At 32.0% G+C, this 24,812-nt stretch carries 24 protein-coding genes and 3 pseudogenes; 21 read left to right on the forward strand and 6 right to left on the reverse strand.

Annotation, left to right across the window (positions count from 1 at the left end):
- The first annotated feature begins 58 nt into the window (after positions 1-58).
- Complete coding sequence (locus RCG18_RS20335) at positions 59-817, forward strand: SagB/ThcOx family dehydrogenase (protein WP_308037846.1); 759 nt, start codon at positions 59-61, stop codon at positions 815-817.
- A 411-nt stretch (positions 818-1,228) separates the two neighbouring features.
- On the forward strand, positions 1,229-1,774 hold the full coding sequence (locus RCG18_RS20340; RefSeq protein WP_308037847.1) for a cysteine hydrolase family protein: 546 nt from the start codon (positions 1,229-1,231) through the stop codon (positions 1,772-1,774).
- A gap of 157 nt (positions 1,775-1,931) precedes the next feature.
- On the opposite strand, the gene RCG18_RS20345 is transcribed toward RCG18_RS20340, so the two are convergent.
- Positions 1,932-2,516 (reverse strand): LysE family transporter, encoded by a 585-nt coding sequence (locus tag RCG18_RS20345; RefSeq protein WP_308037848.1) that lies wholly within the window; start codon positions 2,514-2,516, stop codon positions 1,932-1,934.
- 117 nt (positions 2,517-2,633) lie between these two features.
- Here RCG18_RS20345 and RCG18_RS20350 point away from each other — a divergent pair, with 117 nt between their 5' ends.
- Positions 2,634-3,188 carry a cupin domain-containing protein gene (locus tag RCG18_RS20350; RefSeq protein ID WP_308037849.1) on the forward strand — a complete coding sequence of 185 codons (555 nt, stop codon included), beginning with the start codon at positions 2,634-2,636 and terminating at the stop codon, positions 3,186-3,188.
- A 46-nt stretch (positions 3,189-3,234) separates the two neighbouring features.
- The gene (locus RCG18_RS20355; RefSeq protein WP_308037850.1) at positions 3,235-3,759 is read left to right on the forward strand and encodes a GNAT family N-acetyltransferase; all 525 of its coding nucleotides are present in this window, start codon (positions 3,235-3,237) and stop codon (positions 3,757-3,759) included.
- 54 nt (positions 3,760-3,813) lie between these two features.
- Here RCG18_RS20355 and RCG18_RS20360 read toward each other — a convergent pair whose 3' ends face one another.
- Positions 3,814-4,113: a LiaI-LiaF-like domain-containing protein gene (locus RCG18_RS20360; protein ID WP_308037851.1), complete on the reverse strand. Its 300-nt coding sequence runs from the start codon at positions 4,111-4,113 to the stop codon at positions 3,814-3,816.
- Positions 4,095-4,610 carry a hypothetical protein gene (locus tag RCG18_RS20365; RefSeq protein WP_308037852.1) on the reverse strand — a complete coding sequence of 172 codons (516 nt, stop codon included), beginning with the start codon at positions 4,608-4,610 and terminating at the stop codon, positions 4,095-4,097. Before RCG18_RS20365 ends, RCG18_RS20360 begins: the two co-directional genes overlap by 19 nt.
- A 186-nt stretch (positions 4,611-4,796) precedes the next feature.
- On the opposite strand from RCG18_RS20365, the pseudogene RCG18_RS20370 reads away from it, so the two are divergent.
- The 17 genes and pseudogenes from RCG18_RS20370 to RCG18_RS20450 all read left to right on the forward strand — a co-directional run bounded on the left by RCG18_RS20370 (position 4,797) and on the right by RCG18_RS20450 (position 21,710).
- Positions 4,797-5,821 (forward strand): annotated as a pseudogene (locus RCG18_RS20370) (homoserine dehydrogenase).
- 401 nt (positions 5,822-6,222) lie between these two features.
- Positions 6,223-7,134 carry an N-acetylmuramic acid 6-phosphate etherase gene (gene murQ, locus RCG18_RS20375; RefSeq protein ID WP_308037853.1) on the forward strand — a complete coding sequence of 304 codons (912 nt, stop codon included), beginning with the start codon at positions 6,223-6,225 and terminating at the stop codon, positions 7,132-7,134.
- Between the two features lie 23 nt (positions 7,135-7,157).
- A complete protein-coding gene (locus tag RCG18_RS20380; protein ID WP_308037854.1) occupies positions 7,158-8,504 on the forward strand; it encodes a PTS transporter subunit EIIC in 1,347 nt (448 codons plus the stop codon).
- A gap of 72 nt (positions 8,505-8,576) precedes the next feature.
- On the forward strand, positions 8,577-9,653 hold the full coding sequence (locus RCG18_RS20385; RefSeq protein ID WP_308037855.1) for a MupG family TIM beta-alpha barrel fold protein: 1,077 nt from the start codon (positions 8,577-8,579) through the stop codon (positions 9,651-9,653).
- A gap of 13 nt (positions 9,654-9,666) precedes the next feature.
- Positions 9,667-10,515, forward strand: coding sequence for a MurR/RpiR family transcriptional regulator (locus RCG18_RS20390; RefSeq protein WP_308037856.1), 849 nt, complete (start codon positions 9,667-9,669; stop codon positions 10,513-10,515).
- Positions 10,516-10,685: 170 nt separating this feature from the next.
- Positions 10,686-11,207 (forward strand): sigma-70 family RNA polymerase sigma factor, encoded by a 522-nt coding sequence (locus RCG18_RS20395; protein ID WP_308037857.1) that lies wholly within the window; start codon positions 10,686-10,688, stop codon positions 11,205-11,207.
- A 1-nt stretch (position 11,208) separates the two neighbouring features.
- A complete protein-coding gene (locus tag RCG18_RS20400) occupies positions 11,209-12,684 on the forward strand; it encodes a DUF4179 domain-containing protein (RefSeq protein WP_308037858.1) in 1,476 nt (491 codons plus the stop codon).
- Between the two features lie 530 nt (positions 12,685-13,214).
- A pseudogene (gene spoVAC / locus RCG18_RS20405) lies at positions 13,215-13,693 on the forward strand (stage V sporulation protein AC).
- Positions 13,694-14,694: pseudogene (spoVAD, locus tag RCG18_RS20410) on the forward strand (stage V sporulation protein AD).
- A 17-nt stretch (positions 14,695-14,711) separates the two neighbouring features.
- Positions 14,712-15,065, forward strand: coding sequence for a stage V sporulation protein AE (gene spoVAE / locus RCG18_RS20415; protein ID WP_211142171.1), 354 nt, complete (start codon positions 14,712-14,714; stop codon positions 15,063-15,065).
- A 216-nt stretch (positions 15,066-15,281) separates the two neighbouring features.
- Complete coding sequence (locus RCG18_RS20420) at positions 15,282-15,443, forward strand: zinc-ribbon domain-containing protein (RefSeq protein WP_308037859.1); 162 nt, start codon at positions 15,282-15,284, stop codon at positions 15,441-15,443.
- 85 nt (positions 15,444-15,528) lie between these two features.
- On the forward strand, positions 15,529-17,121 hold the full coding sequence (locus RCG18_RS20425) for a ClC family H(+)/Cl(-) exchange transporter (RefSeq protein ID WP_308037860.1): 1,593 nt from the start codon (positions 15,529-15,531) through the stop codon (positions 17,119-17,121).
- 316 nt (positions 17,122-17,437) lie between these two features.
- Complete coding sequence (gene pepF, locus RCG18_RS20430) at positions 17,438-19,240, forward strand: oligoendopeptidase F (protein ID WP_308037861.1); 1,803 nt, start codon at positions 17,438-17,440, stop codon at positions 19,238-19,240.
- Between the two features lie 332 nt (positions 19,241-19,572).
- Positions 19,573-20,112, forward strand: a complete 540-nt coding sequence (locus tag RCG18_RS20435; protein WP_308037862.1) for a hypothetical protein — start codon at positions 19,573-19,575, stop codon at positions 20,110-20,112.
- Between the two features lie 32 nt (positions 20,113-20,144).
- On the forward strand, positions 20,145-20,585 hold the full coding sequence (locus RCG18_RS20440) for a C40 family peptidase (protein WP_308037863.1): 441 nt from the start codon (positions 20,145-20,147) through the stop codon (positions 20,583-20,585).
- A 69-nt stretch (positions 20,586-20,654) separates the two neighbouring features.
- Positions 20,655-21,188: an AAA family ATPase gene (locus RCG18_RS20445; protein ID WP_308037864.1), complete on the forward strand. Its 534-nt coding sequence runs from the start codon at positions 20,655-20,657 to the stop codon at positions 21,186-21,188.
- Positions 21,189-21,359: 171 nt separating this feature from the next.
- On the forward strand, positions 21,360-21,710 hold the full coding sequence (locus RCG18_RS20450) for a four-helix bundle copper-binding protein (protein ID WP_308037865.1): 351 nt from the start codon (positions 21,360-21,362) through the stop codon (positions 21,708-21,710).
- A gap of 129 nt (positions 21,711-21,839) precedes the next feature.
- On the opposite strand, the gene RCG18_RS20455 is transcribed toward RCG18_RS20450, so the two are convergent.
- From RCG18_RS20455 to RCG18_RS20465, 3 genes are all read right to left on the reverse strand, one after another.
- Positions 21,840-22,787: an L-lactate dehydrogenase gene (locus RCG18_RS20455; RefSeq protein WP_308037866.1), complete on the reverse strand. Its 948-nt coding sequence runs from the start codon at positions 22,785-22,787 to the stop codon at positions 21,840-21,842.
- A 378-nt stretch (positions 22,788-23,165) separates the two neighbouring features.
- Complete coding sequence (locus RCG18_RS20460) at positions 23,166-24,191, reverse strand: DUF4367 domain-containing protein (RefSeq protein WP_308037867.1); 1,026 nt, start codon at positions 24,189-24,191, stop codon at positions 23,166-23,168.
- A complete protein-coding gene (locus RCG18_RS20465) occupies positions 24,184-24,699 on the reverse strand; it encodes a sigma-70 family RNA polymerase sigma factor (RefSeq protein WP_308037868.1) in 516 nt (171 codons plus the stop codon). The genes RCG18_RS20460 and RCG18_RS20465 overlap by 8 nt, the downstream gene beginning before the upstream one ends.
- Between the last annotated feature and the right edge of the window lie 113 nt (positions 24,700-24,812).

The following is a 24,812-nucleotide window of genomic DNA, read 5'->3' on the forward strand; positions in this document are numbered from 1 at the left end:
GTTATTATAAATTGGGAATTAATAAGTATAAGTTTAAATTAGGGAAGAAGGTAATTGCATGGATGAAGCTAAGTTACAAAGAGAGTGGTTGAAATCTAATTTTAATTTACTCAATAATATTGAAACAGATCAAAAGCAAAAACTACCACAACCACCACTTCAAAAGTTTGTGGAAGAAGATGCAGAAATAATAGTTCTTCCAAAAGCAAATAAGGATGTAATAACTAAACAGAATATCTTCGATTGTTTAATAGATAGGAAAAGTAACAGGATTTATACTGAAGAAAGTCTATCCTTAGAAGAACTTTCATTTTTACTGTGGAGTACTCAGGGTGTAAAAAAGGTCGTTGGAAAAGTAAATTTTGCAACCTTTAGAACAGTGCCTTCAGGTGGAGCAAGACATCCTTTTGAAACTTATTTAGTGATAAATAGAGTAGAGGGTCTAAGAAAAGGAGTATATCGTTATTTACCTTTAGATCATAAACTTGCCTTTCTGTTTGATAAAAATAATATGGAAGAGGAAGTAACGGAAGCTGTTTCAGGACAAAAGTTTATTGCTAGCAGTGCAGTTATATTTGTTTGGAGCTGTATTCCTTATAGAAGCGAATGGAGATATGATATATCTGCGCATAAGACCATTCTTCAAGATTCAGGACATCTTTGTCAAAACTTATACCTGGCATGTGAAGCTATAGGCTGTGGAACTTGTGCAATAGGAGATTATAATCAAGAGATAATTGATAAGTTTTTCATGCTTGACGGGAAAGATGAATTTGTTATTTATGCTGCACCAGTAGGAAAGGTTAAAACTGAATGATGTAAGCAATATATAGAATGATTAAAGAATCAAGAGTTGAGTCTTATGTTAAAAAGGATGTAGGAGAGAGTTGTCAATAGCAGGTTATGCTTTTGCTATGACTATTCTCTTTTTCGGTTAAGCTTTATAAAAGAAAGTGGTTGGACCAGGGTGTATTCATACAAAACAGCCAATTTATTACAGATTCAATATGTAGTTTTAGCACTATTGTGCCTAGTTAAAGTTCAATATTGTACAAAATTGTTTTTCTTGAACAATGGCTACTTGAAAGTTATAATTTTTGTTTTATATAATATAATTAGTAATATTTTAATAATACAGGACTTTCTTAATATTATGACATAAAAGTTGAAATCCCAATTACGAATAATTAAGTATTAAAGCACTTATAACTAAAGGGAGGAAAAATAAATGAGTAAAGATACAGCTCTTTTAATTGTTGATGTCCAAGTTGTACATTTTGTACGAGAAAAGTATGATGGGAAAAAGTTGTTTAATGGTGAGCAATTACTAAACAATATTAATACTTTAATTGAAAAAGCACGAAAATCGAATACACCCATAATCTATGTCCAGTATACTGAGAGTGATGGCTCATTTATAGCAAATGGAACTCCACTGTGGAAAATACATCCTCAGATTAAGCCAAAAGAAGGTGATATAATAATACTAAAATATCATGCAGATCCTTTCTATAATACAAGCTTACATGAAAAATTAAAAGCTTTAGGTGTCAATAAGTTAGTAATAACAGGAGTTCAGACAGAATTTTGCGTAGATACCACATGCAGATGTGCATTTAGCTTGGGGTATAAAAATGTACTTGTCAGCGACGGACATAGTACTTATGACTCAAATATTCTTTCAGCCTCTCAAATTATTGAACATCACAATAGAATAATAGGCGGACAGGTTTCCTTTGCTGAACTAAAAGAAACAGAAAGAATAGAATTCTAAAGACTGTATTCAGGCGTAGGATACCATAACTAACAAACTTTATGTATTGCGAATATAGATAGGGAGACTAACTAGAAAGTTAACTTTCGGTCTTCAGCTATATATAATCACATATTTTAATACATAAATTAGTAGTTTAATTTAACAGAGTCGTTAATTAAAGAAACAGTGAAGCTGCACAATATACAAGCAGTAGTGCCAGAACAGTGTTAACAACTTTATAATTTTTTATAAGGAACTTTTGAAATAAGGAACCAAATAATGACCAGCAGCAGGTGGCCACCAAGGCAGCGAAAGCAAGAAGCATAGAAAAAACTGAAAGCATTGGAACAGATTTGTAATATGGTACAACAAATGTTGAAACGGTTGTAACACAGTAAATTATAGAATTTGGATTGACGAACTGCAAAAGCAATCCAGATAAAAATGTGTTTGTATGTTTTTGGTTCTCATTCTCACTTTGAGGTTTGCTCCTATAGGTTTTCCATGCAAGCCATAGTATATAGGCTGCGCCAATATAAGACATAACTGATTTGATTGATGGAATAAAGCTGTAAAGGGCCATACTGAAAGCGCTGCATAGAGCGACTAGAATAAATACGCCAGAGAATACTCCTACATTAAACATTAAGCTTTTTTTAAATCCGTACTTACTGGCATTTGACATTGATATAATACTATTTGGTCCTGGTGAAAAATTTGAAATAAGGATATAGGATAAAAATGCTGCAAAATTTGGCATAAGTGTTTACCTCCTCATCGATGTATGATATAATACACAAAAAGAACAATATGTTGCATCGTGCAGTATAATAATATCATTTGTGCAGTATACTGTCAATGAGCTGGAGGGAATTTTTTGGATAAACTTAATTTTATTATTGCTGAAAACTTAAAAATGTTTCGTGATAAAAAGAAGCTTAGTCTTGATAAGGTCTCAAAGCTAACCAGTGTAAGTAAAAGTATGCTCGGCCAAATTGAACGTTGTGAGGTAAATCCCACAGTGTCAACGATATGGAAGATTGCAAATGGACTTAAAGTATCATGTACTGAGCTTATGAGTATGCCAGAAGCCGATTTGGAAGTTGTTGACAAATCCCAGATAGAGCCACTTGTTGAAGATAACGGAAGGGTCAGAATATTTCCTGTATTTCCTTTTGACAGTGCAAGGAGATTTGAGATGTATTCTCTTGAGATTGACGCTGATGGTTATCTATCTACGGAAGCGCATCAACAAGGCACACAGGAGTTCATTACGATATTTTCTGGTAAGCTTACTATTAGTATAAATGACGAAGATTTTGTTATAACAGCTGGTAATTCTATACGATTTAAGGCAGATAGTACTCATTCATATAAGAATAATGATGATACGACTTGCTCATTAACTATGGTTATTTACTATCCAGTATAGAAGCTCATTAACAAAATTAATTCAATAGGGAAGTGAGTTGAGTACTTTGAACTATAGGTTACTTGAAAAATCAGAACTTAAACTATTAGGTGAAATTGATAGAAAAGAAATAATAAATGAGGTTTACTACTTTAAAAATAATAAACTCGAAATAGTAAACGAATTTTATAATATAGAGGGTTGGAATTTAGAGGAACTCAGTGATTATATTAATAGATTATACGATATATATGAAAGAAATGGAACTATATATGGCGCATTTTATAATAATCAAATAGTAGGCTTAGGAGCTTTGGAAAGTAAATTTATTGGCAGAAATAATGATCAACTTAAACTTGATATGTTATATATAAGCAGCAATTATCGAAAAAAAGGTATAGGTAAAAGTTTAGTGAATCTGCTATCTAAAAAAGCAGAAAAATTAGGTGCTAAAAGTCTATATATATCGGCTACACCCTTCAAAAATACAGTAGAGTTTTATTTTGCAGTAGGTGCAAAATTAACAGATGAAATAAATGAAGAATTGTATAGGCTAGAACCCTATGATATACATATGATGTTGGAACTATAAGAAGAGAGTGTTTCATTTAGCTATGATGAGACACTCTCTCTTCAATTATATTATTTAGCGATAAAAGCTATTCGATAAAACAAAATTGCTAAAGGCATAAGTGCCAAAAGACAAAAATAATACAACAGCGATTAAAAATAGACTTATAAGATCGTATTTTACATATAGTTTTTGTTTTACTGCTAAGCTATTCAGTACCAGTATTTCGATACCTAAGGATATAAGAATCAAAGGCCAAAATTTTAAAATTTCTCTTTCAAAGGATAAATTAAAGAAGGTGGATAAAAAGAATATTACTCCGATGGAGATTAATACAATGCCTAGAGTCAAAGTTCCTACTCTTCTTGACTGCATAATTCATCACCACTCTTCTTTACGCTGACTTTTTTGCTCTTTAGAAGCGTACAGCCAATAACAATAAAGATGAAAGATATTATAAGAGATTTAATATACATAATTATTCGGTAATCTAAATAATTCCTTAATATAGGAAGTGCAATATTATTTATTAGTGAAAGAACTCCCATAAGGATTAAGATATAAGCAATGTATTTTTCAGCAGGTTTATTCTTAAAGATTTCATCCATAGAATTTACATCAGAAAAAATAGGTAGATTAGTGTTTGGCAGAGGATCTTCACTTAAACTTTTTGTTCTTGTATCAAAAATACTGTAAAACCAAATTACAGGAAGAAAAACTGCTAAAAATTGCAGGTCAAAAGAAGCAGCTATAAAAAAAGTAGAGAAGAATAATACCATAAGTTGAATGCCTTGACGTGTAAGACCTAAATACATATGGCCTGCTCCTGGTACTAATGAAAAAAATGTGGCAACCCTTTTCGAATGTTTCAAATTAAATCACTCCTTGTATTAAATATTTCCTAGTCACATAATTAAGTTTACTAGGAAAATCTTAAAATAAATGTAACTAAATTCTTAAACTATTCTTAAATTCTCAACTAATACATATGTTTACACAAAATCACAAATTAAGTAAAATGAGTATTAGAGATGGAAACAGAAAAGGAGAAAAACAACATGAGAATTGGATTAATTGGATATGGCGGTGTAGGCAAAGCTTTTACAAAACTAATTGTAGATAAGAGTTCTGTATTGAAAGAAGAAGGTATTAATATTGAAATAATATATATTATCAATTCTAAAGGGGGAGTCTATAATCCAAAGGGAATAGACTATGATAAATTATTAGCTTTTTCAAATGAAGAGAAAAGTATAATTGAAGACAATAATGAAAGTAAAAAAATAACTCCTGATTTTATGTTAGAAAGAAAAGATATAGATTTAATGGTAGAGTTAACAGCTACTAATAAGGAAACTGGGGAACCAGCGTTGAGTTATATTTTGAAAGCATTAGAGAATAAAATACATGTGGTTACAGGGAACAAAGGACCAATTATACATGGTTATAAAAAACTAGAAAAGATAGCGAGAGAAAAGGGTGTGCATTTGGGAATTGGATGTACCTGTGGAGGAGCGCTGCCTTCTGTTAATGGAGGAATAATAGAGATGGCTGGCTCTACAATTTCTTCTATAGAAGGTGTTTTAAATGGCACAACAAACTACATTCTAAAAGAGATGGAGGATACTGGTTGTACTTATGACACTGCATTGAAAAAAGCAAAGGAGTTCGGAATATCAGAAGCAAATCCTAGCTTTGATGTAGAAGGATGGGACACTGCAATTAAATTGCTTATACTTACAAATGTAATTATGAAAGAAGAAAAAAAGTTGTCTGATATAAAAATAGAAGGAATAACAAACCTGAAGCCAACTGATATAGAAATTGCCTTAAAAGAAGAAAAAGATACAAGCTTATTGGAAGGACGCATAGATCTGGAAAAGAAGTGAATATGCTCGTCAGATTAGAAAAAGTAGGTAAAGAACATCCTTTTTATAATGTATATGGTAAAAATAAGACAGTTAGATATATTTCAGATACACTAGGGGAGTTAACATTGATTGGAGGGGCTTCAGGAACTACAGCTGCAGCAGCTTCAATCTTGAGAGATATAATACATATTAATAGGATAGCTGGAATATAATTAGAAAGTCATTTTTATTAAAGTAAATAAAGCCAATGGGAAATAGCATGTTAATTCTATTATTAGTAACATGCTATTTTTGTTGGTTTTCATTTCATATAAGCAGACATCCAAAATCTTAAGCAGATATCCCAAATCTTAAGTAGGCATCCAAAATCTATGATTTTGAGATGATCACTTACACAGAGTGCTGATTTTGTGATGATCGCTTAAGCAGAGAATTCAAATCTATGATTTGAGATGAATCGCTTACTCAGCGAGTACTCATTTGACGAAAGGAGAAGGAGTTTCATATATGCTATTTTGAAATATAATTTCATAATTTTAAATTTATATTGAAATGATATTTCAAAAAGTGTATAATAGAATCATAAAGTAAATCAGAAACAGAGGTGGTAGCATTGAAAAGGATTAACCTAGAACAATTAGTCACAGAAGGAGTCAATGAAAATACTAACAATATAGACAAAGTTTCTACACTAGAAATGCTAACTATGATAAATGAAGAGGACAAGAAGGTAGCTTTCGAAGTTCAAAAAGAACTGCCGAATATAGCAAAAGCTGTTGATGAAATAGCAAAGGCTTTTGAAAAGGGTGGAAGACTTATATATATAGGAGCAGGTACAAGCGGAAGACTAGGCATACTAGACGCTTCAGAATGCCCACCTACTTACGGTGTACCTGAAAATATGGTTCATGCAATCATAGCTGGTGGTCATGAAGCTATATTTAGAGCAAAAGAAGGAGCAGAAGATAACTTAGAGCTTTGTGAAGAAGATTTAAAAAACGTCGATTTTTCAGCGGATGATGTTTTAGTTGGACTTGCAGCAAGCGGAAGAACCCCTTATGTTATAGGAGGACTTAAATATGCAAAGGAATTAGGAGCTGCAACTGTAGGAGTAACTTGTAATCCTAATTCAGAAATATCTAAGCTTGCAGATATATCTATAGCACCTGTTGTAGGACCAGAGGTAATTACAGGTTCAACAAGAATGAAATCAGGAACTGCACAGAAGATGGTATTAAATATGTTGACAACAGGATCAATGATTAAAATAGGAAAAGTATTTAATAACCTTATGGTAGATGTAAAGGCTTCTAATGAAAAGCTTGTTGAGAGAGCTAAGAGAATAGTTTCTCTAGCAACAGGAGTAACAAGAGATAGAGCTACAGAAGCGCTAGAACAAACTAGCTATAATGTAAAGCTTTCCATATTAATGATTGAGTCAGGACTTTCAAGGCAGGAAGCTTTAGACTTATTGGAAAAAAATAAAGGGTATATATCAAAGGCTTTGGATAGTATAAATAAATAAATATTTGGATAGGGGGATTAGTTATGTCACAAAAATTATCACCAAAAGATATTGCTCAGCAAATTTATCAAGTAGTTGGAGAAAAGCAGAATTTATCACAGATTGCTCACTGCATGACACGTTTAAGACTTAATATACTAGATATGGGACTTGTAAAGATAGATGAAATCAAGAAGATTGATGGGGTAATGGGAGTAGTAGAACAAGGCGGACAACTCCAGATTATACTTGGACCAGGAAGAGTAAATAAAGTTGCATATGAATTTGGTCTACTTTCCGGCGTAAGCATAGGCGAAATGGATGAAGCAGCTGCGAGAAAATCAGAAATAAGCGCAAAAAATGCTACACCATTTAAGTTGTTTCTTAAAAAAGTATCAAATATATTTATTCCATTGATACCTGCTTTTATAGCATGTGGTCTGGTAACTGCTATACTAAATATTGTTCTTAAATATAACCCAGGCTTTGGAGCAGGAACCTTTGGCGGTATATTAAAGGTTGCAGGTAATGCTGTATACTTTGGATTGAACCTATTTGTAGGTATAAACGCTGCTAAGGAATTTGGCGGATCACCTGCACTTGGTGGAGTAATGGCTGCTGTTATTACTCATCCTGATTTAGCAAAGGTAATGCTTGGTGGAAAAGCACTAGTACCTGGTAGAGGCGGTATTATCGCAGTGTTACTTGTTGTTGCATTCTCAAGCTGGCTTGAAAAGAAATTGAGAAAGATTGTACCTGAAGTATTGGATTTATTCTTAACACCACTTATAGTATTACTTGTATCTAGTTTTGTAGCAATTTACGCACTTCAACCTGCTGGAGGAATTATATCTGACGCTATAGGAAATGCTACTAAGGCAGCTATTTCTGGTGGGGGAGCTGTAACAGGCTTTGTACTTGGTGGAACATTCTTACCTTTAGTACTCACTGGATTGCATCAAGGGTTAACTCCAGTTCATGTAGAATTGCTTAAGTCAACAGGATTGAACGTATTATTACCTATATTAGCTATGGCTGGAGCAGGACAAGTTGGAGCGGCAATAGCTGTATATGTAAAAACTAAGAGCAAGAAAATGAAGAAGACAATTATTACTGCATTACCAATAGGAATCATGGGAGTAGGAGAGCCATTAATATATGGTGTTACTTTACCTCTTGGCAAACCATTCATTGGAGCATGTATAGGTGGTGCCTTTGGTGGTGCTGCACAGGCATTATTTAAAGTTGCATCTACAAGTATGGGGCTTTCCGGCATTCCGCTTGCAGCAATAACTAACACACCATTATTATATATAGTAGGTGTTCTAATAGCATATGCAGCTGGTTTTATAGCTACATTCTTATTAGGCTTTGATGATATAATAGAATAGTTCATATAAGAGAGTCTTTCTTTTGAGAAAGACTCTTGTCAATTAAGAATTAGAAGTGGAGGGTTAACAATTATGGGAAAGGGTATTTCTATATATATGGGTTTAAACTATAGCTTAGAGGACAATATTAGATATATAAAGATTGCTAGGGAAAATGGGTTTGACAGAATATTTACTTCACTTCATATTCCTGAAGCAAATTATGATATAATTATAAATGAATTTGCCTCAATAATAAGAGAGGCAAAGACTTTGGGAATGAAAGTCATAGCAGATATCTCTCCAAAGGGCTTTGAATATTTAAATATACAGCAAAATGATCTAAGGAAAATTAAAGAATTTGGAATTGATGTACTTAGAATTGATTATGGATTTTCGCCAGAGGAAATAGCTGAGTTCACAAAAAACGAGTTTGGACTTAAAATTGAGATAAATGGAAGTACTGTAACAGAAAAGTTTTTGAGAGAGTTTGGAAGCTACGGTCCTTGCCTTGAAAATATGCAGGCATGTCACAATTATTACCCTAGAATGAATACAGGTATATCTATTGATAGTCTACTTAGAAAAAATGATATGTTAAAAAAGTTTGGTATGGAGATATCCGCATTTATACCATCTTTAATAAATAAGAGGCCTCCTCTTCAGGAGGGGTTACCTACACTTGAAATGCATAGATTTTTAAAGCCTGAAATATGTGCAAAGCATCTTTATGCTCTAGGAGTAGATAATGTATTTTTCGGAGATAGTACACCATCTGAAAAGGAAATATATGAAGTAGGTTCAGTACCAAAGGATATTATTGAGTTAAAGGTGAAGCCTATGATTTCTGATAATATGTCCATGGATATGCTGAACTATAAAAGTTACACCAATAGGAGTGATGGCGCTGAGGATCTTGTTAGAGCTGTTGAAAGTCGAATGTGTATGAACTTCGGCGTAGTTAAACCTGGATGTATAACCTATAGGAAAAAAGGCTCGGTTACTGTAGATAATGAAGGTTATCTAAGGTATATGGGTGAATTACAGATATGCAGGAGAGATTTGCAGGAAGATAGCAGAGTTAATGTGATTGGAATGGTAATTGAAGAAGAACTATTCTTGTTAGATTATATTAAAGATGAGAGTAAATTTAGATTTAAAATAGTATAAAAGGGGAAAATATATGAACTGTTCGCTAATAATAAAACAAAGTTTTGAGAATATGACTGATTCGGAGAAAAAAATAGCGGAGTATGTTTTAAATAATACAAGTGAAATTTATAAGCTTTCTGCTGCAGAATTAGCTTCTTTCACGGATACCAGTGGAGCTAGCGTTATTAGATTTGTAAAGAAAATAGGGTTTGAAGGTTTTCAGGAATTTAAAATTGCTCTTGCCAAGAATGATGTTGAGGAAAAAGACGAAGAAGCAGATTACGATTATATAGACGTGAAAGATACAGTTAGAGAGGTAATGTCTAAGACAGCAAGAAAGAATATTAAAACTATTGAGGATACTCTTGAATTACTGGACGAAAAACAAGTTGAAGAAGCCATGAATGCTATTCAAAAGGCGAAGCATATTTATCTCTTTGGAGTAGGTGCTTCAGCGTTAATAGCACTAGATTTTCAATACAAGTTATTGAGAATAAATAAAAATGCATTTATGCATTTAGATAGTCATATGCAGCTTTCAATGGCTGCACACATTGAGGCGGAGGATGTTGCTATTGCAATATCTTATGCTGGTAAAACAAAGGAAGTTTACAGTGCTTTATCTAAGGCAAAAGAAAAAGGAGCAAAGTGTATATCTATAACAAAATACGGCTCAAATCCTGTATCTTCAATAGCAGATATAAAACTTCAGGTGCCAAGTATAGAAAAGGATCTGAGAGTAGGGGCCATATCCTCAAGAATAGCGCAGTTAACATTAATTGATATATTATTTATTGGAGTAGCAAAGAATAACTTTGGACAGATTGACAGGTCTTTGAGAGAGACTAGAAAAATGGTAGAAGAACTTAAATTTAAATAATAAAGATAGAACGTATTGGAGAAAAAACCAATACGTTTTTTGTACATATGATAATTCCTAAACTAAATTATAGTTTTTTTGTAAATTTTTAAAACCGTTTACTGAACTTCATTGTCTAATAAGTGTAAAATATAAGTTGCGCGTAATTTAAAGATTAAAGGAGATTAAATATGATTCTTGAAGAACAGGTAAAGCTGGCAATTGACGGAGATGAAAAAGCTTTTGAATATCTTATGGATATTAGTAAAGAAGGACTTTACAGAATAGCATTTGCCTATACAAAGAATGAACATGATGCATTAGACATATTACAGGAGACAGTATATAAAGCTTACATTTCCATAAATAAGTTAAAAGAGCCTAAATACTTTAAAACATGGCTAACTAAAATTTTAATTAATAATGCTATTAATTTTATTAATAAGGAAAAGAAAATTGTATCATTAGTGGACAATCTATCTAGTAGGTCTGACTATTATCAAGAAAATAGAATTGAAGAAAAACTTGATGTCCTCAATTATATAGATAGGCTAGAGGATAAATATAAGAATGTGATATTGCTAAAGTATTTTCAAGATCTTACCATAACCGAGATTTCTGAAGTGCTGGATTGTCCAGTAGGCACTGTAAAAACTCATCTTAATAAGGGATTAAGCAGTTTAAGAATATTTATGGGTAAGGAGATAATTTAATATGGATAGTTTAGAGAATTTAAAAAATGAAATTAAAATTCCAATAGATATAGATTTAGCAGTTAAAAAAGGTATTAAAAGAGGCAGAAGAGAAAGAAAGATAACAAACTTTAAAAGAACATATAAGAAGATAGCTGTTGTTGCTGCTGTAGTGTTAGTTGTTACAACAACTGTAGGGATTGTTAAGCCTGATATAGCAAAAGCAATTCCTGGTATAAAATCAATCTTTAAATTAATTAATTACAATGGTATGGGAGAGAGTTTTAATAAATTTGAACAGTTTTCAACTAGTGTAAATAAAACTGTAGAGAAGGATGGAATAAAAATAACTATAGATGAAATTGTGATTGATAATAACACTTTGGCAATTACTTCAATAATCGAAGGCAAAAAACTAAAAGAAAATGGAGGAGACATGGGGAACATAAAGCTAAATGGTAAACCAGTAACTGCTTATGCTAGTGAGGATAAAAAGATAGATGACAATAAGCTTATGAGGATAACCTATGCCAACATTTCAGATATGGAATTACCTAATGATATAGATGTTGATTTAAATATCGTTTGGGTTGGGGAGGTAAAAGGTCCTTGGGATTTTAAATTTAAGGTTTCTAAAACGGATAGACCAACAAGCTCAAGAACTATTAATCTAAGTAAGAGCATTAAAATACCAAATAGCACACTTAATCTTGAAAAGTTGGTGATAAGTCCATTAGGAAATACAATAATCTATGCAGGCGTTTATGATAAGTTAAATGAAAATATGAAAGATGGAATCTTCGGCTTTGTTGTTATGGATGATAAAGGAAGAAAACTGGAAAGCGATTTTGGAGGTGGTTCATCTAGCAAAGAAAATTATGAGGGTAAGATAAAGATACTTAATGACTTATCTAATGTTAAAGCGTTAACTATAGTTCCTGTGCTTAAAAACTGGGGAGACAAAACAAAAGAGATTAATGGATTCCATTATTCTATATTGCAAACTACAATAAACAGTATTGATTTTGGTATTCCTCAGGAAGTTATAACAAAAAGCAGGCCTGTAACAGAGAAGGAAAAGTCTCTTGGATATGCTTTTGACAATGTTATTCATGTATTTAATATAGATAAAGCTAGAGAATTCTCAACCATAGAAAAGCTAGTTAACCAGGTAATAAAAGTAGGAGAAAATAGTACTATTCGCATAAAAGATATAGAGGCAACAGATAAAGAAACCAAAGTTACATTTAAATTTGAAGGTAATGGTGTATATTCCTTTAGAAATATCAATCAAACTGTTATTATAGATAAGGACTATAATGACATAGAACGGGCAGAAGACGGGGCTATAGCTGTGCTTGAAAATGTAGAAGAAAGAATTGTGTCAATTAAGCTGCCACCTATAGACAAAAGTAAAAAGTATAAGATAGCACTTCCTATTGTAGATGAACCTCAAGTTGAAGATAAGTATAAGATAAATATTGATTTAACAAAATAAAAAGGTTCAACTAAAGACTAGGTATTTAAATTACGAATTGAAACTAATTAGAATATTAAAGAAGAGGAGCAGAGGCTTCTCTTTTTCTGTATGCGCCCAGTATGGGCGATAACTCAGTGGTATGAGAGGTCCGGAAAATTATTTTAAATTTTCCTCCTACTCGATTTTATAAAATTAAATTGAATAATTTTAAATATCAAAATGTCACTAAATATGGTTCAAAAGTATAATTTAATAAAGCTTAGAGCATATTAAATATACAAATAATTATCTGTTACATAAGGCATCCGAAAGAAAATAACTAGTCAGTATACTAGTCTATTTTGAGCCATACTGCGTCAGCAGAACTCTTAGATAGGGTTCACTATCTGTGGAACCTGCTTCCTTGTCTGGCACAAAATATCCGTCGCATCTTTGACTTGCTATTTTCTTTCAGATGCCTAAGCAAAATTTACGTATGCAAAGACATAAAAATAGCAACAATAAAATAGAAAATTGAAAAACGTAATATTACGCTAGAAGGTGATAAAATGTCTAATCAGAAAAAAAATCAGTTTACTAAAGAGCAGCAAGAGTATCAAAAGTTTGCAAAAGATAGAGAGCCAAAAGGCAAGTTTTAAAAAACTGTATTAGAGCATTTATATCAGGAGGATTTATATGTCTCATTGGGCAGGGATTGCAGTGGATTTATGTCAATTATTTTCACTTCAAAGAGGAAGCTGCAGGCAATCCAACTTCAGCAACACTAATTATAATTTCAGTTTTACTTACCGGTTTTGGAGTTTATGATAACATTGCACAATGGGCTGGTGCAGGAACAGCCATTCCCGTTACTGGTTTTGCCAATTCAATGGCTTCTGCAGCTATTGAACACAAAAGTGAAGGATATGTGCTTGGAGTAGGTGGAAATATGTTTAGAATAGCCGGTGCAGTAATTGTCTTTGGGGTTTTTTCCGCTTTTATTATGGCTATTCTAAGAATTACTATGGAATGGTTAGGTGTGATGTAGATGCTTATAGGCAATCAATCTTGGATATTTAACTCCAAACCTGTAATTTTAAGTTCAGCATCTGTTGGAGGCCCTTTTGAAGCATCTGGGGCTATAGCTAAAGATTTTGATATACTGCATAAGGATACATGGATTGGTCAAGATAGTTTTGAAAAGGCAGAAAGAAGGCTCTTGGAAGAAGCAGTTGAAATAGCTATACAAAAATCCGGTTTAAAAAAGCAGGATATTCAGTTTTTTATAAGTGGAGACCTTTTAGATCAAATAATTAGTAGTAGTTTTACTGCAAGAACGATAGGATTACCTTTTTTAGGTGTATTTGGAGCCTGCTCTAGCTCTATGGAAGGATTAGCGTTAGCTGCAATGATGGTAGATGGCAATTATGCTAAATATGTTATCTCAGGTGCTTCCAGTCATAATTCAACAGCAGAAAAACAATTCAGATATCCTACTGAATATGGTGGGCAGAAGCCACCTACTGCTCAATGGACTGTTACTGGGGCAGGAGTATCACTTTTAGGTCGAAGTGGTAAGGGTCCTAGAGTTACATCAGCAACCATCGGAAAAGTTATTGATATGGGAATTTCTGATCCTTTTAATATGGGAGCAGCTATGGCTCCAGCAGCTGTAGATACTATAAAAGCGCATTTTAAAGATCTAAATATTGATCATTCATACTACGATATTATTGCAACAGGAGATTTAGGCTCAGTAGGACATAAAATAGCAAAGGATTTATTACAAGAACAAGGTATAATCATTCCGGAAAACAAGTTTACAGATTGCGGAATGTTGATATATAAGCCAGAACAACCAACTATAGCAGGTGGAAGTGGCTGTGGTTGCTCTGCAATAGTAACATATGGGCATTTTTTAAATCGTATGAAAATAGGTGAGTTAAAAAAGGTTTTGATTGTGGCAACAGGGGCTTTGCTATCTCCACTGTCATATCAGCAAAAGAGAGTATACCCAGCATAGCGCATGCTGTATCCATAGAAATGTAAAAGAGGTGTCATTAGTTATGGTAAAATTTATTTGGGCATTTATAATTGGTGGAGGAATTTGTGTAATAGGGCAAATTATGATGGATGTATTTAGACTTACTCCAGCTCATACAACATGTACATTAGTTGTAATAGGCGCTATCTTAGGTGGATTTGGATTATACGAGCCATTAATAAAGTTTGCAGGTGCAGGTGCATCTGTACCAATTAGCAGCTTTGGTAATGCGTTGGTAAAGGGTGCATTATTGGAAGCAAAAAGAGACGGTATCATAGGAGTACTTACTGGAATTTTCGAGGTTACAAGTGCAGGTATATCATCGGCATTAATTTTTGCATTCCTTGCTTCTTTAATATTTAGACCCAAAGGTTAGGTTGCTAGAATTGTAGAAAATAAGTAAAATAATTACAAATTTGACGATGTGGAAAACAATGAAGACATCTAGACAATATATGCACAATGTGGTATAATGTACACTGTAGCAAAATAAAGGGATTTAATATCATGATAACATTCTCCGATTTTATTTTGGAAAATGGTTGTTTGTGAGTTGTTAGATACCCAATATAAAATACGGAGGTATGTTCAAATGGCAGATAAGACATTAAACTGTAAAGACTGTGGAAAGGATTTCATATTTACTGAGGGAGAGCAAGAGTTCTATAAAGAAAAAGGATTCGAAAATGATCCAGTAAGATGTCCAGATTGCAGAAGAGCAAGAAAGCAAGAACAAAGAAATAACAGAAGATAATTAAGTTTATTTATATAGCTATCGGTTGCCGATAGCTATTTTAAATTCCATAATTTTTAAGTGAAGTTAATGGAGGTGAATTTATATGAAAATTGACAACAATAATTGTACTTCTGATACTTTATTTTTTATGCAAAAATATAGAATCAAGTTAGTAAGTGAAGGTATTATGGTAGGTCTGATATCTGGTTTATTAGTTGTATTTTATAGACTAGCCCTAGATAAAGCAGGTATACTAGCTAAAAATATTTATAAAACTCAAACAGAAAATATTTGGTTGATACCTATATGGATTATTGTGCTAACAATTGCAGGATACGTTGTAGGAACTATGATAAAGAAAAATTCTATGATCAGTGGAAGTGGAATACCTCAAGTTGAGGGAATATTAATGGGACACCTTAATATGAACTGGTGGACAGTTATAGTTGAGAAATTTATTGGTGGCGTGATATGTATTATAGCTGGATTATCTTTAGGAAGAGAAGGCCCATCAATTCAACTTGGAGCGGCTGTAGGTCAAGGGTTTAGTAGAATATTTAAGAGAATAAAAATTGAAGAAAAATATCTTATTACCAGTGGTGCAAGTGCTGGCCTAGCAGCAGCTTTTAATGCGCCTTTAGCCGGAGTAATTTTTGCTCTGGAGGAAGTACATAAAAACTTTTCACCCTTAGTGCTGATTTCTACAATGTCAGCATCTTTAGTGGCAGACTTTATATCAAAGGAATTTTTTGGGCTAAAGCCAATATTTCAATTTGAAAGTTTTTCTGTGCTTCCACTGAAATATTATGCTTTTATTATTATATTCGGAATAATAATAGGTATGTTTGGAGTTTTTTATAATTATACTTTGCTTAAAACGCAAAATTTATATGCAAGTCAGAAATGGCTAAAGGTACAGTTCAGACCAATTATTCCATTTGTCTTAGCAGGTATTCTTGGATTGTTTTTACCAGAGGTTCTAGGTGGTGGTCATGAACTTATAGTATCAATAATTAATGGCAATAACACATTAAAATTTTTATTTGTTTTACTATTGATAAAGTTTGCTTTTTCGATGGTTAGTTTTGGCTCAGGTGCACCAGGTGGAATCTTCTTTCCTTTACTAGTAATAGGAGGAATGACTGGAGCTATTTATGGAACTATTTTAGTTAAACTTGTTCATTTTCCACCTCAATATGTAAATAACTTTATGATATTGGGAATGGCAGGTTATTTTACAGCAATAGTAAGAGCCCCGATTACTGGAAGTATTTTAATTACTGAAATGACAGGTTCATTTAATCACTTATTATCTTTGGCATTAGTATCTATCATTGCATATATTATAGCTGATTTGATGGGCTCAAAGCCGATTTATGAATCACTACTTGAGAGAATATTGGCAAAGAATGGTCGCAAAGAGTTATCAGAAGATAACAATGTAAAAACAATTTTAGAAGTTGTAGTACATCACGGTTCATACCTTGAAGGTAAAAAAATTAAAGAACTAAATATGCCAGAGAAGTGTTTGTTAGTGTCAATAAAAAGAGGAGATAATGAAGTTATTCCAAGAGGTAACACCAGTATTTATGCAGGTGATTATTTAGTTGTTCTAACTAGTGAACATAGTGAAATAAGTATAAGAGAAAACTTATTGAAAATGGCAGAAAGTTCTTATGCTATTAATAATGCCTAATAATTTTATAAGCATTTTTGTTTATCCGATGACTACCTGCTCTAATACTCCCATCACACTCGGTGAAAGCGACTATCACCAAAGTGTACGCTATGAGCGGCTAACGCCCTGGATAACGATTTACCCTAAAGGATAACGTCTTCTAAGTGCTAAAGATGCTAAGAACTCTGTTTATATGTTATAATAAAGTAAAATATGGGAAAACTTATTTTAGATATGAATATAATTGTTTATATATAGAGGTAAAAGCGGTTAGTTAACCTATATATAATCTAAGTACTTAGTAGTCTTTAAAATTGATAAAGGGGAGATTGTAATGTCAGAGGTTAAAAAGATTAAAACTAGAGATGAAATACCACAGGAGTACAAATGGAAAGTTGATAAAATATATAAGAATGAGGAGCAGTGGGAAAAGGATTTTGAAAATTTAAAGATGAGAGTTCCTAAACTTATAGAGTTCTCAGGCAAACTAGGAAATGGAAAGTATTTATTAGAATATCTTAAGCTAGATGAAGAGGTATCAAGACTTGCTGGTAAATTAGCAGTTTATGCTCATTTGAAAAGTGATGAAGATACTGCCAATCCAACATACCAAGCTCTAAAAGACAAGATATTTACGTATATTGCGGAAATAGGTAGCACTCAAGCATTTTTTGTTCCAGAAATTTTGAGCCTTCCTGAAGGAACTATAGAAAAAGAAATAGAAAACAATCCAGATTTAAAAATGTATACTTTTCTACTGGAAGATATATTAAAAAGAAAACCTCACACCCTGACAAAAGAAAAAGAAGAGCTTATGGCTTCAGTTTCAGACTGTTTAAATGCACCGGATAGAATTTTTAGTATGTTATCAGATGCAGATATGACTTTTACTGTAATCAAGGATGAGGAAGGCAATAATGTAGAATTAACGGAAGCTAATTATGGAAGCTATATTCAATCTAAAGATAGAAGAGTAAGACAAGAAGCATTCAAAGGATTATTTGACACCTATAATAAATACAGAAATACCTTTGCAGCATCTTTGACTTCATCAATTAAAAACTTTATCTTTACATCTAAAACAAGAAACTATAGTAGTGCCTTAGAGTGCTCATTAAAGCCTAATAACATACCATTAGGGGTATATGAAAATACCGTTGATACTATAAATAAAAATTTAAGTTCACTTCATAGATACGTTAAAATTAAGAAAAAGCTTTTGGGATTAGATGAGATTCATATGTATGATTTATATGTGCCTATTATCGATACTCCAAAGGAAAATATAGAATTTGATGATGCGGTAAAGATTGTAAAAGAAGGTATAAAACCATTAGGAGAAGAGTATTTAAATATTTTTAGTGAAGGAATAGAAGAAGGTTGGATAGATATATATCCTAACAAAGGTAAAAGAGGTGGAGCATATTCTTCAGGAGATTATGATACTATGCCTTATGTACTTTTAAATTACGATTTTAAGCTAAATGATGTTTCAACTCTTGCACATGAGATGGGGCACTCAATACATTCTTACTATTCAAGAAAAAATCAACCTTATGTTTATGCTGATTATTCGTTATTTGTTGCTGAGGTTGCATCAACTACAAACGAAAGTTTATTAATAAGATATTTGATAGATAAGGAAAATGATAAAAATAAGAAACTATACCTTATAAATCAACAGTTAGAACAAATAAGGACTACAGTGTTTAGGCAAGTTATGTTTGCTGAATTTGAGAAAACTACTCATGAGAGTATAGAAAATGGAAAGCCTCTCACTGCAGAAGATTTAAGCAAAATCTGGCACGAACTAAATGTAAAATACTTTGGACCAGACATGGTTATAGATAATGAAATAAATATAGAATGGGCTAGAATACCACACTTTTACAGGGATTTCTACGTATATCAATATGCTACTGGATATGCTGCAGCGAATTCTTTTGCTAGACAAATACTTGAAGATAGGGAAGAGGCTATAGAGCTATATAAAGGATTCTTGAAAAGCGGTTCTAGTGATTATCCAATAAATGTACTTAAAAAGGCTGGAGTAGACATGACAACACCTAAACCACTAGAAGATACCATAAAAAGATTTGATGAATTACTAGATATGTTAGAAAATAGTTTGAATTAAATTAAAATTATTATGATATAGGAAATAGGTACGAATTAAAATTCGCACCTATTTTTGCATTTACTATTTAAAATTAAATATAAATATTGTATTATTAATAGGTGGAGTATTTACGTACTAGTTCCATAAACTAGTAGTTTACCAAATGGCGACAAACACAAGTTTGTATAAAGTATATAATATGGATTTCAATAATATGGACTATAAGGAATAAATATTTTGTATTACCATAAAAAAATACTGGATATAATATTAAAAAATATAGAAATAAATGATATAATGGGTTTACTTAGTTTTTTGACATAAAGATACAAAATTTTTGAAAAGGGGAGATGATGTTGAATAAATTGTTTAAATTTGTTGTTGTTACCTGCACTGGAGTGTTAATGTTCAGTAGTTCAGTTTTAGCAAATCCTGCAGCAAATAATAATCAGACTTCAGCAAATGGAAGTATTGAAAAAAAGATAGAAATGTTGGACAACCAGATAGAAGACACCATGAGAAAAATAGAAAGCAATAAGAAAGATCTAAATAGTACGCAAAGTCAAATAAAAAATTTACAAAAGGAAGTATCTGACACTGAAAAAGATATAACGCTTCGTGAAGATATATTTAAGAAAAGAGTGAGAGCAGCATATATTAGCGGTGTAGATAGCTACCTAGATATTATATTAAATTCAAAAGATATGCAGGATTTTGTTTGGAGATTGGAAGCAATTAAAAAAATTGTACAGTTTGATAACAAGGCAATGGCCGAGTTAAGTAGTAAAAAAGAAAAAATGCTTGCAGATCAAAAACAATTAAAGGATAAGAATGATAAGTTATTGGCATTAAAAACAGATAATGAAAAAAGCTATCCAAGCTTAAAATAGATAAAGAAGATCAGAAAAAAATGTTAGCACAGGTGCAAGTCTCACAAAGAAGCTATGCATTGGCGAGCACATCTGGTACTAGAAACAGCTTATCTAGAGGATCAGTGTCTATTTCAGCTGGCTCTAATAGTAATGTTGTATCTTATGCCTATAATTTTCTAGGTACTCCATATCTTTGGGGAGGAACTTCTCCATCAGGATTCGACTGTTCTGGATTTACTCAATATGTATATGGTCACTTTGGAGTAGGACTAGGAAGAACTACATATGATCAGATAAATGACGGTTCACCTGTATCAAGAGATCAGCTGCAACCGGGAGATTTGGTTTTATTTGGATCCTCAAGTAATCCACATCACATAGGAATATATGTTGGAAACGGAATGTACATACATGCTCCACATACAGGGGATGTAGTAAAAGTATCATCTCTTGATAGGGGAGACTTTTTAACTGGTCGTAGAGTTAAATAATTAAATAGTTTACATAAAATAAGCTCAATTATGAGCTTATTTTTTCAATATTTAAAGTAGGGGGATAAAATGGATAAGATTGTTTGTTTAGTAGGAGAAAGTGGATGCGGCAAGAGCAGTGTTGCTGAAATATTGGAGAAAGAGGGATATAATTATATATTAAGCTATACTGACAGAAAAAAGAGAAATATTAATGAGAAAGGACATATTTTTATAGATATAAGTTATGAAGCATGGGTTTCTATGCATAAGGATTCTGAAATAATAGCTGAAACCTTTTTCGACAAACACCATTATTGGTCCACAAAGGAGCAGTATAAAAATAAAGGAATAAGCGTATATACAGTAGATCCAAGAGGAGTAAGAGATTTAAAGAAACTAACTAGTGATGTTGAAATTATGGCTATCTATTTAAAATGCGACGAAATCAACAGAATTTCAAGAATGAAAAAGGATAATAGAGATTTAGACATTATAAATGATAGAATAGAGAATGATAGAGAGGTTTTTAGGATAGTAGAGTGCGATTATGTTGTTGATGCCAATAAAGAGCTTAAAGATGTAGTAGAAGCAGTAAGAGAGATAATAAAGTTAGATAAATAGTAATATAGAAGGTTACTTATCTAATATGTTTTTCAATTAATACCACAACTAATCGTTTTTAAAACTTATAAGCTTGTTTATAAATTAAAAAATGTTCAGTATAAAATTTTGTAATCAGGAGCAAAATATATTCTGTAGTTAATACATTATTTTTGAAAGAGGTGTTTTTTTATGAACGCTACAATAATGGCTCCTAACGCAGAATATCAAGCTTGCCTTGATGCTTGTCACAAATGTGCGCAAATCTGTCAGGAATGTTTTAGATTATGTTTAGAAGAACAAGATGTTAAGTCAAGAGAACATTGTATACTTGATCTAATGGACTGTGCTGATGCTTGTACAATGGCTGGTTGTGCAATATCAAGAAGAAGCAAACATTTAAAACAAATATGCGAAATGTGTGCTAATATTTGTGATGAATGTGCAAAAGAATGCAGCAAATTTAATGATGATCACAATAGAATGTGTGCAGATGCCTGCCGCAAATGTGCAGATGAATGCAGAAAAATGGTAAGTATGTAGTAACATATTTTGTTGACGTTCATAGTGTAAATTGGACAAAGGATAAAACAAAATAAATACTAGTATAAATTTTGCATGAATATTAGGAGCAGAGGTGTTATTTAACCTCTGCTTTATTTAGTAATTATTTTAAATATGAAGTTGTGATATAAAATCTTTAAGAGAAGCAGCGGATTTCACTAGATTTTCCTCTTCAGAAGAGTTTAACGGCACTGAAAGAGAATCTATTATACCTGATCGACCGATTACTGAAGGTATACTCATATAAACATCTTCTATTCCATATTGTCCTGTAAACATTTTTGAAATCGTTAGTATAGAATTTTCATCACCTAGTATTGCTTCAATAATTCTTCTTATAGATAGAGCTATTGCGTAATTTGTATAGCCTTTTCCTTGGATAATGCCTTTAGAAGTATTTTTAACCTCATCAGCTATTGAAAGCATAAAATCACCACCGCATTTTTTACAAATATGATTGCAATATTGATCTACCTTCATTCCAGCTATACTAGTTAGACTCCAGGCAGCGATTTCTGAATCACCATGTTCTCCCAGTATATAGGTATGTATATTTCTAGAGTCTATATGAAAATGTTTTGCAAGCATATATTTAAATCTTGATGTATCAAGAACGGTGCCAGAGCCAATAACTCTTGAGGATGGAAAACCAGAAAGTTTATATGTTATATAGCTAAGGATATCTACTGGATTTGAAACTACAATTATTATGCTATCTGGGCAGTATTTAGTGATTTCAGGAACTATTGATTTAAATACTTGAAGATTAGTATTTATTAAATCCAATCTAGATTGCCCTGGCTTTCGTCCTACACCAGCTGTAATAATTACAATGTCAGAATCCTTGGTATCAACATAATCTCCAGATATAATTTCTACTGGTTTTACAAAAGATACCCCATGTGATAAATCCATTGTTTCAGCTAAGGATTTTTCTTTATTTATATCAACTATTACTATTTCTGATGCAAGTCCTGAATTCATTATAGTAAAGGCTGTTGTAGATCCCACAGCTCCAGCTCCTATTATTGATATTTTTATATTTTTAGCCTTCATACACATTCCCTCCAAGTATTAAAATATATATTTTAAAGTTATTTCTATAGTCTATTATAGCCTATTTAAATAAAAGGTATTATAATCCATAGAGAAAATCTTTATAACTTTTATTTATTCTATAGGGTTTCGAACTAAAAAATTGACTTACACAAAGGGATATGTTCCCAAGGCTGAAGGTAAATTTAAAAATTTTGTATCAGTCTTAGTGAAGGGTTTTAAGAGAACCTATGAAACTCCTCTTCCTTACGTCAGAGGAGTATTCACTGAGTAAGCGACCATATCAAAATCGAAGATTTTAGCTCTCTGCTTAACGGACTGAAGCTTGGAAACTTAGATCGGGGCGTAAGTTAATTTTTGGCTTTTGAACCCTAAATATTAATTAATTGAATTTAATATTTTGGTCAATTCACTTTCAGGTAGATTTCCTGTAATAGTATATTGTATATTATTAGTTATCCATTTGATTTCTGTTATTGTTAAGCTTGGATTATTTGCATCTTTACTCTTAGAAACATATGCTTTCGAGCCTTTAATATCAACACTTGTGCCAACATAACTTGTATAAGTAGTACTTTTGTTTTGAACTATTTTAAAATAAATATTTTCAAAACTATAGTTTAATTTTACACATATTTCTTTAGAGTTATCTTTAGGTATTGATATATCTGTAAGTTCAAATCCTTCTGGTACATATGAAGGCGTAAGGATTTTTCCTCCCCAGAAATTCTCTGCATCAGCTATAGTTGTAGATTTAGGTGCGTCTAGTGATGCCTTTACTGAAGGAAGTTCTTTGTTTAAGGTGCTATTTGCTGGAACATCATTTATCTTATTCGTGCTATTATTTAATATTGAGTTTTCTGGTGCTTTATTTGCTGTTTTATTTTCAGGTAAATTACTGGTCGGTTTAATTTCCTCTGTTTTATTTGAGGTTTTATCTTTTGTGGAATCTTCTAATTTGCTACTTTTGTTGCTATTAGATGAAGTAGTTTTTTCTCCGCTTTGATTATTTTTCAAAGTGGTATTACGGTCATTTTGTTGTGCTGTAGTTTTAGACTGGTTTTCGTTATTGACAACATTGTTTTTTAAATTATCTTGCTTAGCTATATTGCTTTTATCTGAAGAATGATCATTATTATGATCATTAAGGCTAACTGATTTATGGGCTACTTCTTTACTATTATTATTGCGGGTTAAATTAGGATTATGTAGTATAAATTTATAGCTAAAAACTGAAAATGCCATAATAGCTGCTGATGCAGCAGTTATAAAAATAGGTTTAATGTTATATTTCTTTTCTTCTCTACATTTTTTTAGAGTTAATGACTTTAACTCGTCGGTAACTTTAATATCTTTAAGAACAGAATCTGTGATTTCTCTCAAATTATTGATATCTTTATTCATAGCTTATCTTCCCATCTAAATTATATTTTAAAACCTCTCTAGCTCTAAATAACCGACTTCTCACTGTTCCCTCAGGTATACTTAATATTTTACTTATTTCAGCAGTTGAAGTTTCTTCATAATAATAAAGGATAACCACTTCTTTATATTTTTTAGGAAGCTTCATAACTTCATTTAATAACTCATTATATTGAAGTTGTTTTATAACCTCTTCATCGGGATTGTCCATCATATTATTGCTACAATTAATAAGTTTTTGATCCTGGCTAAATACTATTCTTTTTAGCCAAGAACTTCTTAATATATCTTTACAAGTATTCATAGTAATGGCTAAAATCCAGGTCTTCACACTACTACTTCCCTGAAACTTATTAAAGTTTTTATATACTTTTACAAATACCTCTTGAAATGCATCCTCTGCAAGGTGTTTGTCCTTTAAGTATATGTACGCAATTCTGAGTACGTCATTTCCATATTCGTCAATTAGTCTCTCAATCTCTTTATCCATATACGCAATAATATCTTATGTCAAGATATTTTCCTCCTTTCAGCATATTAGACGTACTATAAACATCTTATGCTCCAAAAAACAAATAAAGAATCCAAAAAATTTTGTTATAG

It is taken from the genome of Clostridium sp. OS1-26 (assembly GCF_030915445.1).
In the GTDB taxonomy this organism is placed as follows: domain Bacteria; phylum Bacillota; class Clostridia; order Clostridiales; family Clostridiaceae; genus Clostridium_AM.

Excerpts from the sequence above, each read along its gene's own strand:
- RCG18_RS20335 (WP_308037846.1), top strand. The coding sequence starts at position 59 with ATGGATGAAGCTAAGTTACAAAGAGAGTGGTTGAAATCTAATTTTAAT.
- RCG18_RS20340 (WP_308037847.1), top strand. The coding sequence starts at position 1,229 with ATGAGTAAAGATACAGCTCTTTTAATTGTTGATGTCCAAGTTGTACAT.
- RCG18_RS20345 (WP_308037848.1), bottom strand. The coding sequence starts at position 2,516 with ATGCCAAATTTTGCAGCATTTTTATCCTATATCCTTATTTCAAATTTT.
- RCG18_RS20360 (WP_308037851.1), bottom strand. The coding sequence starts at position 4,113 with ATGCAGTCAAGAAGAGTAGGAACTTTGACTCTAGGCATTGTATTAATC.
- RCG18_RS20380 (WP_308037854.1), top strand. The coding sequence starts at position 7,158 with ATGTCACAAAAATTATCACCAAAAGATATTGCTCAGCAAATTTATCAA.
- RCG18_RS20385 (WP_308037855.1), top strand. The coding sequence starts at position 8,577 with ATGGGAAAGGGTATTTCTATATATATGGGTTTAAACTATAGCTTAGAG.
- RCG18_RS20390 (WP_308037856.1), top strand. The coding sequence starts at position 9,667 with ATGAACTGTTCGCTAATAATAAAACAAAGTTTTGAGAATATGACTGAT.
- RCG18_RS20395 (WP_308037857.1), top strand. The coding sequence starts at position 10,686 with ATGATTCTTGAAGAACAGGTAAAGCTGGCAATTGACGGAGATGAAAAA.
- RCG18_RS20400 (WP_308037858.1), top strand. The coding sequence starts at position 11,209 with ATGGATAGTTTAGAGAATTTAAAAAATGAAATTAAAATTCCAATAGAT.
- spoVAE (WP_211142171.1), top strand. The coding sequence starts at position 14,712 with ATGGTAAAATTTATTTGGGCATTTATAATTGGTGGAGGAATTTGTGTA.
- RCG18_RS20420 (WP_308037859.1), top strand. The coding sequence starts at position 15,282 with ATGGCAGATAAGACATTAAACTGTAAAGACTGTGGAAAGGATTTCATA.
- RCG18_RS20425 (WP_308037860.1), top strand. The coding sequence starts at position 15,529 with ATGAAAATTGACAACAATAATTGTACTTCTGATACTTTATTTTTTATG.
- pepF (WP_308037861.1), top strand. The coding sequence starts at position 17,438 with ATGTCAGAGGTTAAAAAGATTAAAACTAGAGATGAAATACCACAGGAG.
- RCG18_RS20435 (WP_308037862.1), top strand. The coding sequence starts at position 19,573 with ATGATGTTGAATAAATTGTTTAAATTTGTTGTTGTTACCTGCACTGGA.
- RCG18_RS20445 (WP_308037864.1), top strand. The coding sequence starts at position 20,655 with ATGGATAAGATTGTTTGTTTAGTAGGAGAAAGTGGATGCGGCAAGAGC.
- RCG18_RS20450 (WP_308037865.1), top strand. The coding sequence starts at position 21,360 with ATGAACGCTACAATAATGGCTCCTAACGCAGAATATCAAGCTTGCCTT.
- RCG18_RS20455 (WP_308037866.1), bottom strand. The coding sequence starts at position 22,787 with ATGAAGGCTAAAAATATAAAAATATCAATAATAGGAGCTGGAGCTGTG.
- RCG18_RS20460 (WP_308037867.1), bottom strand. The coding sequence starts at position 24,191 with ATGAATAAAGATATCAATAATTTGAGAGAAATCACAGATTCTGTTCTT.
- RCG18_RS20465 (WP_308037868.1), bottom strand. The coding sequence starts at position 24,699 with ATGGATAAAGAGATTGAGAGACTAATTGACGAATATGGAAATGACGTA.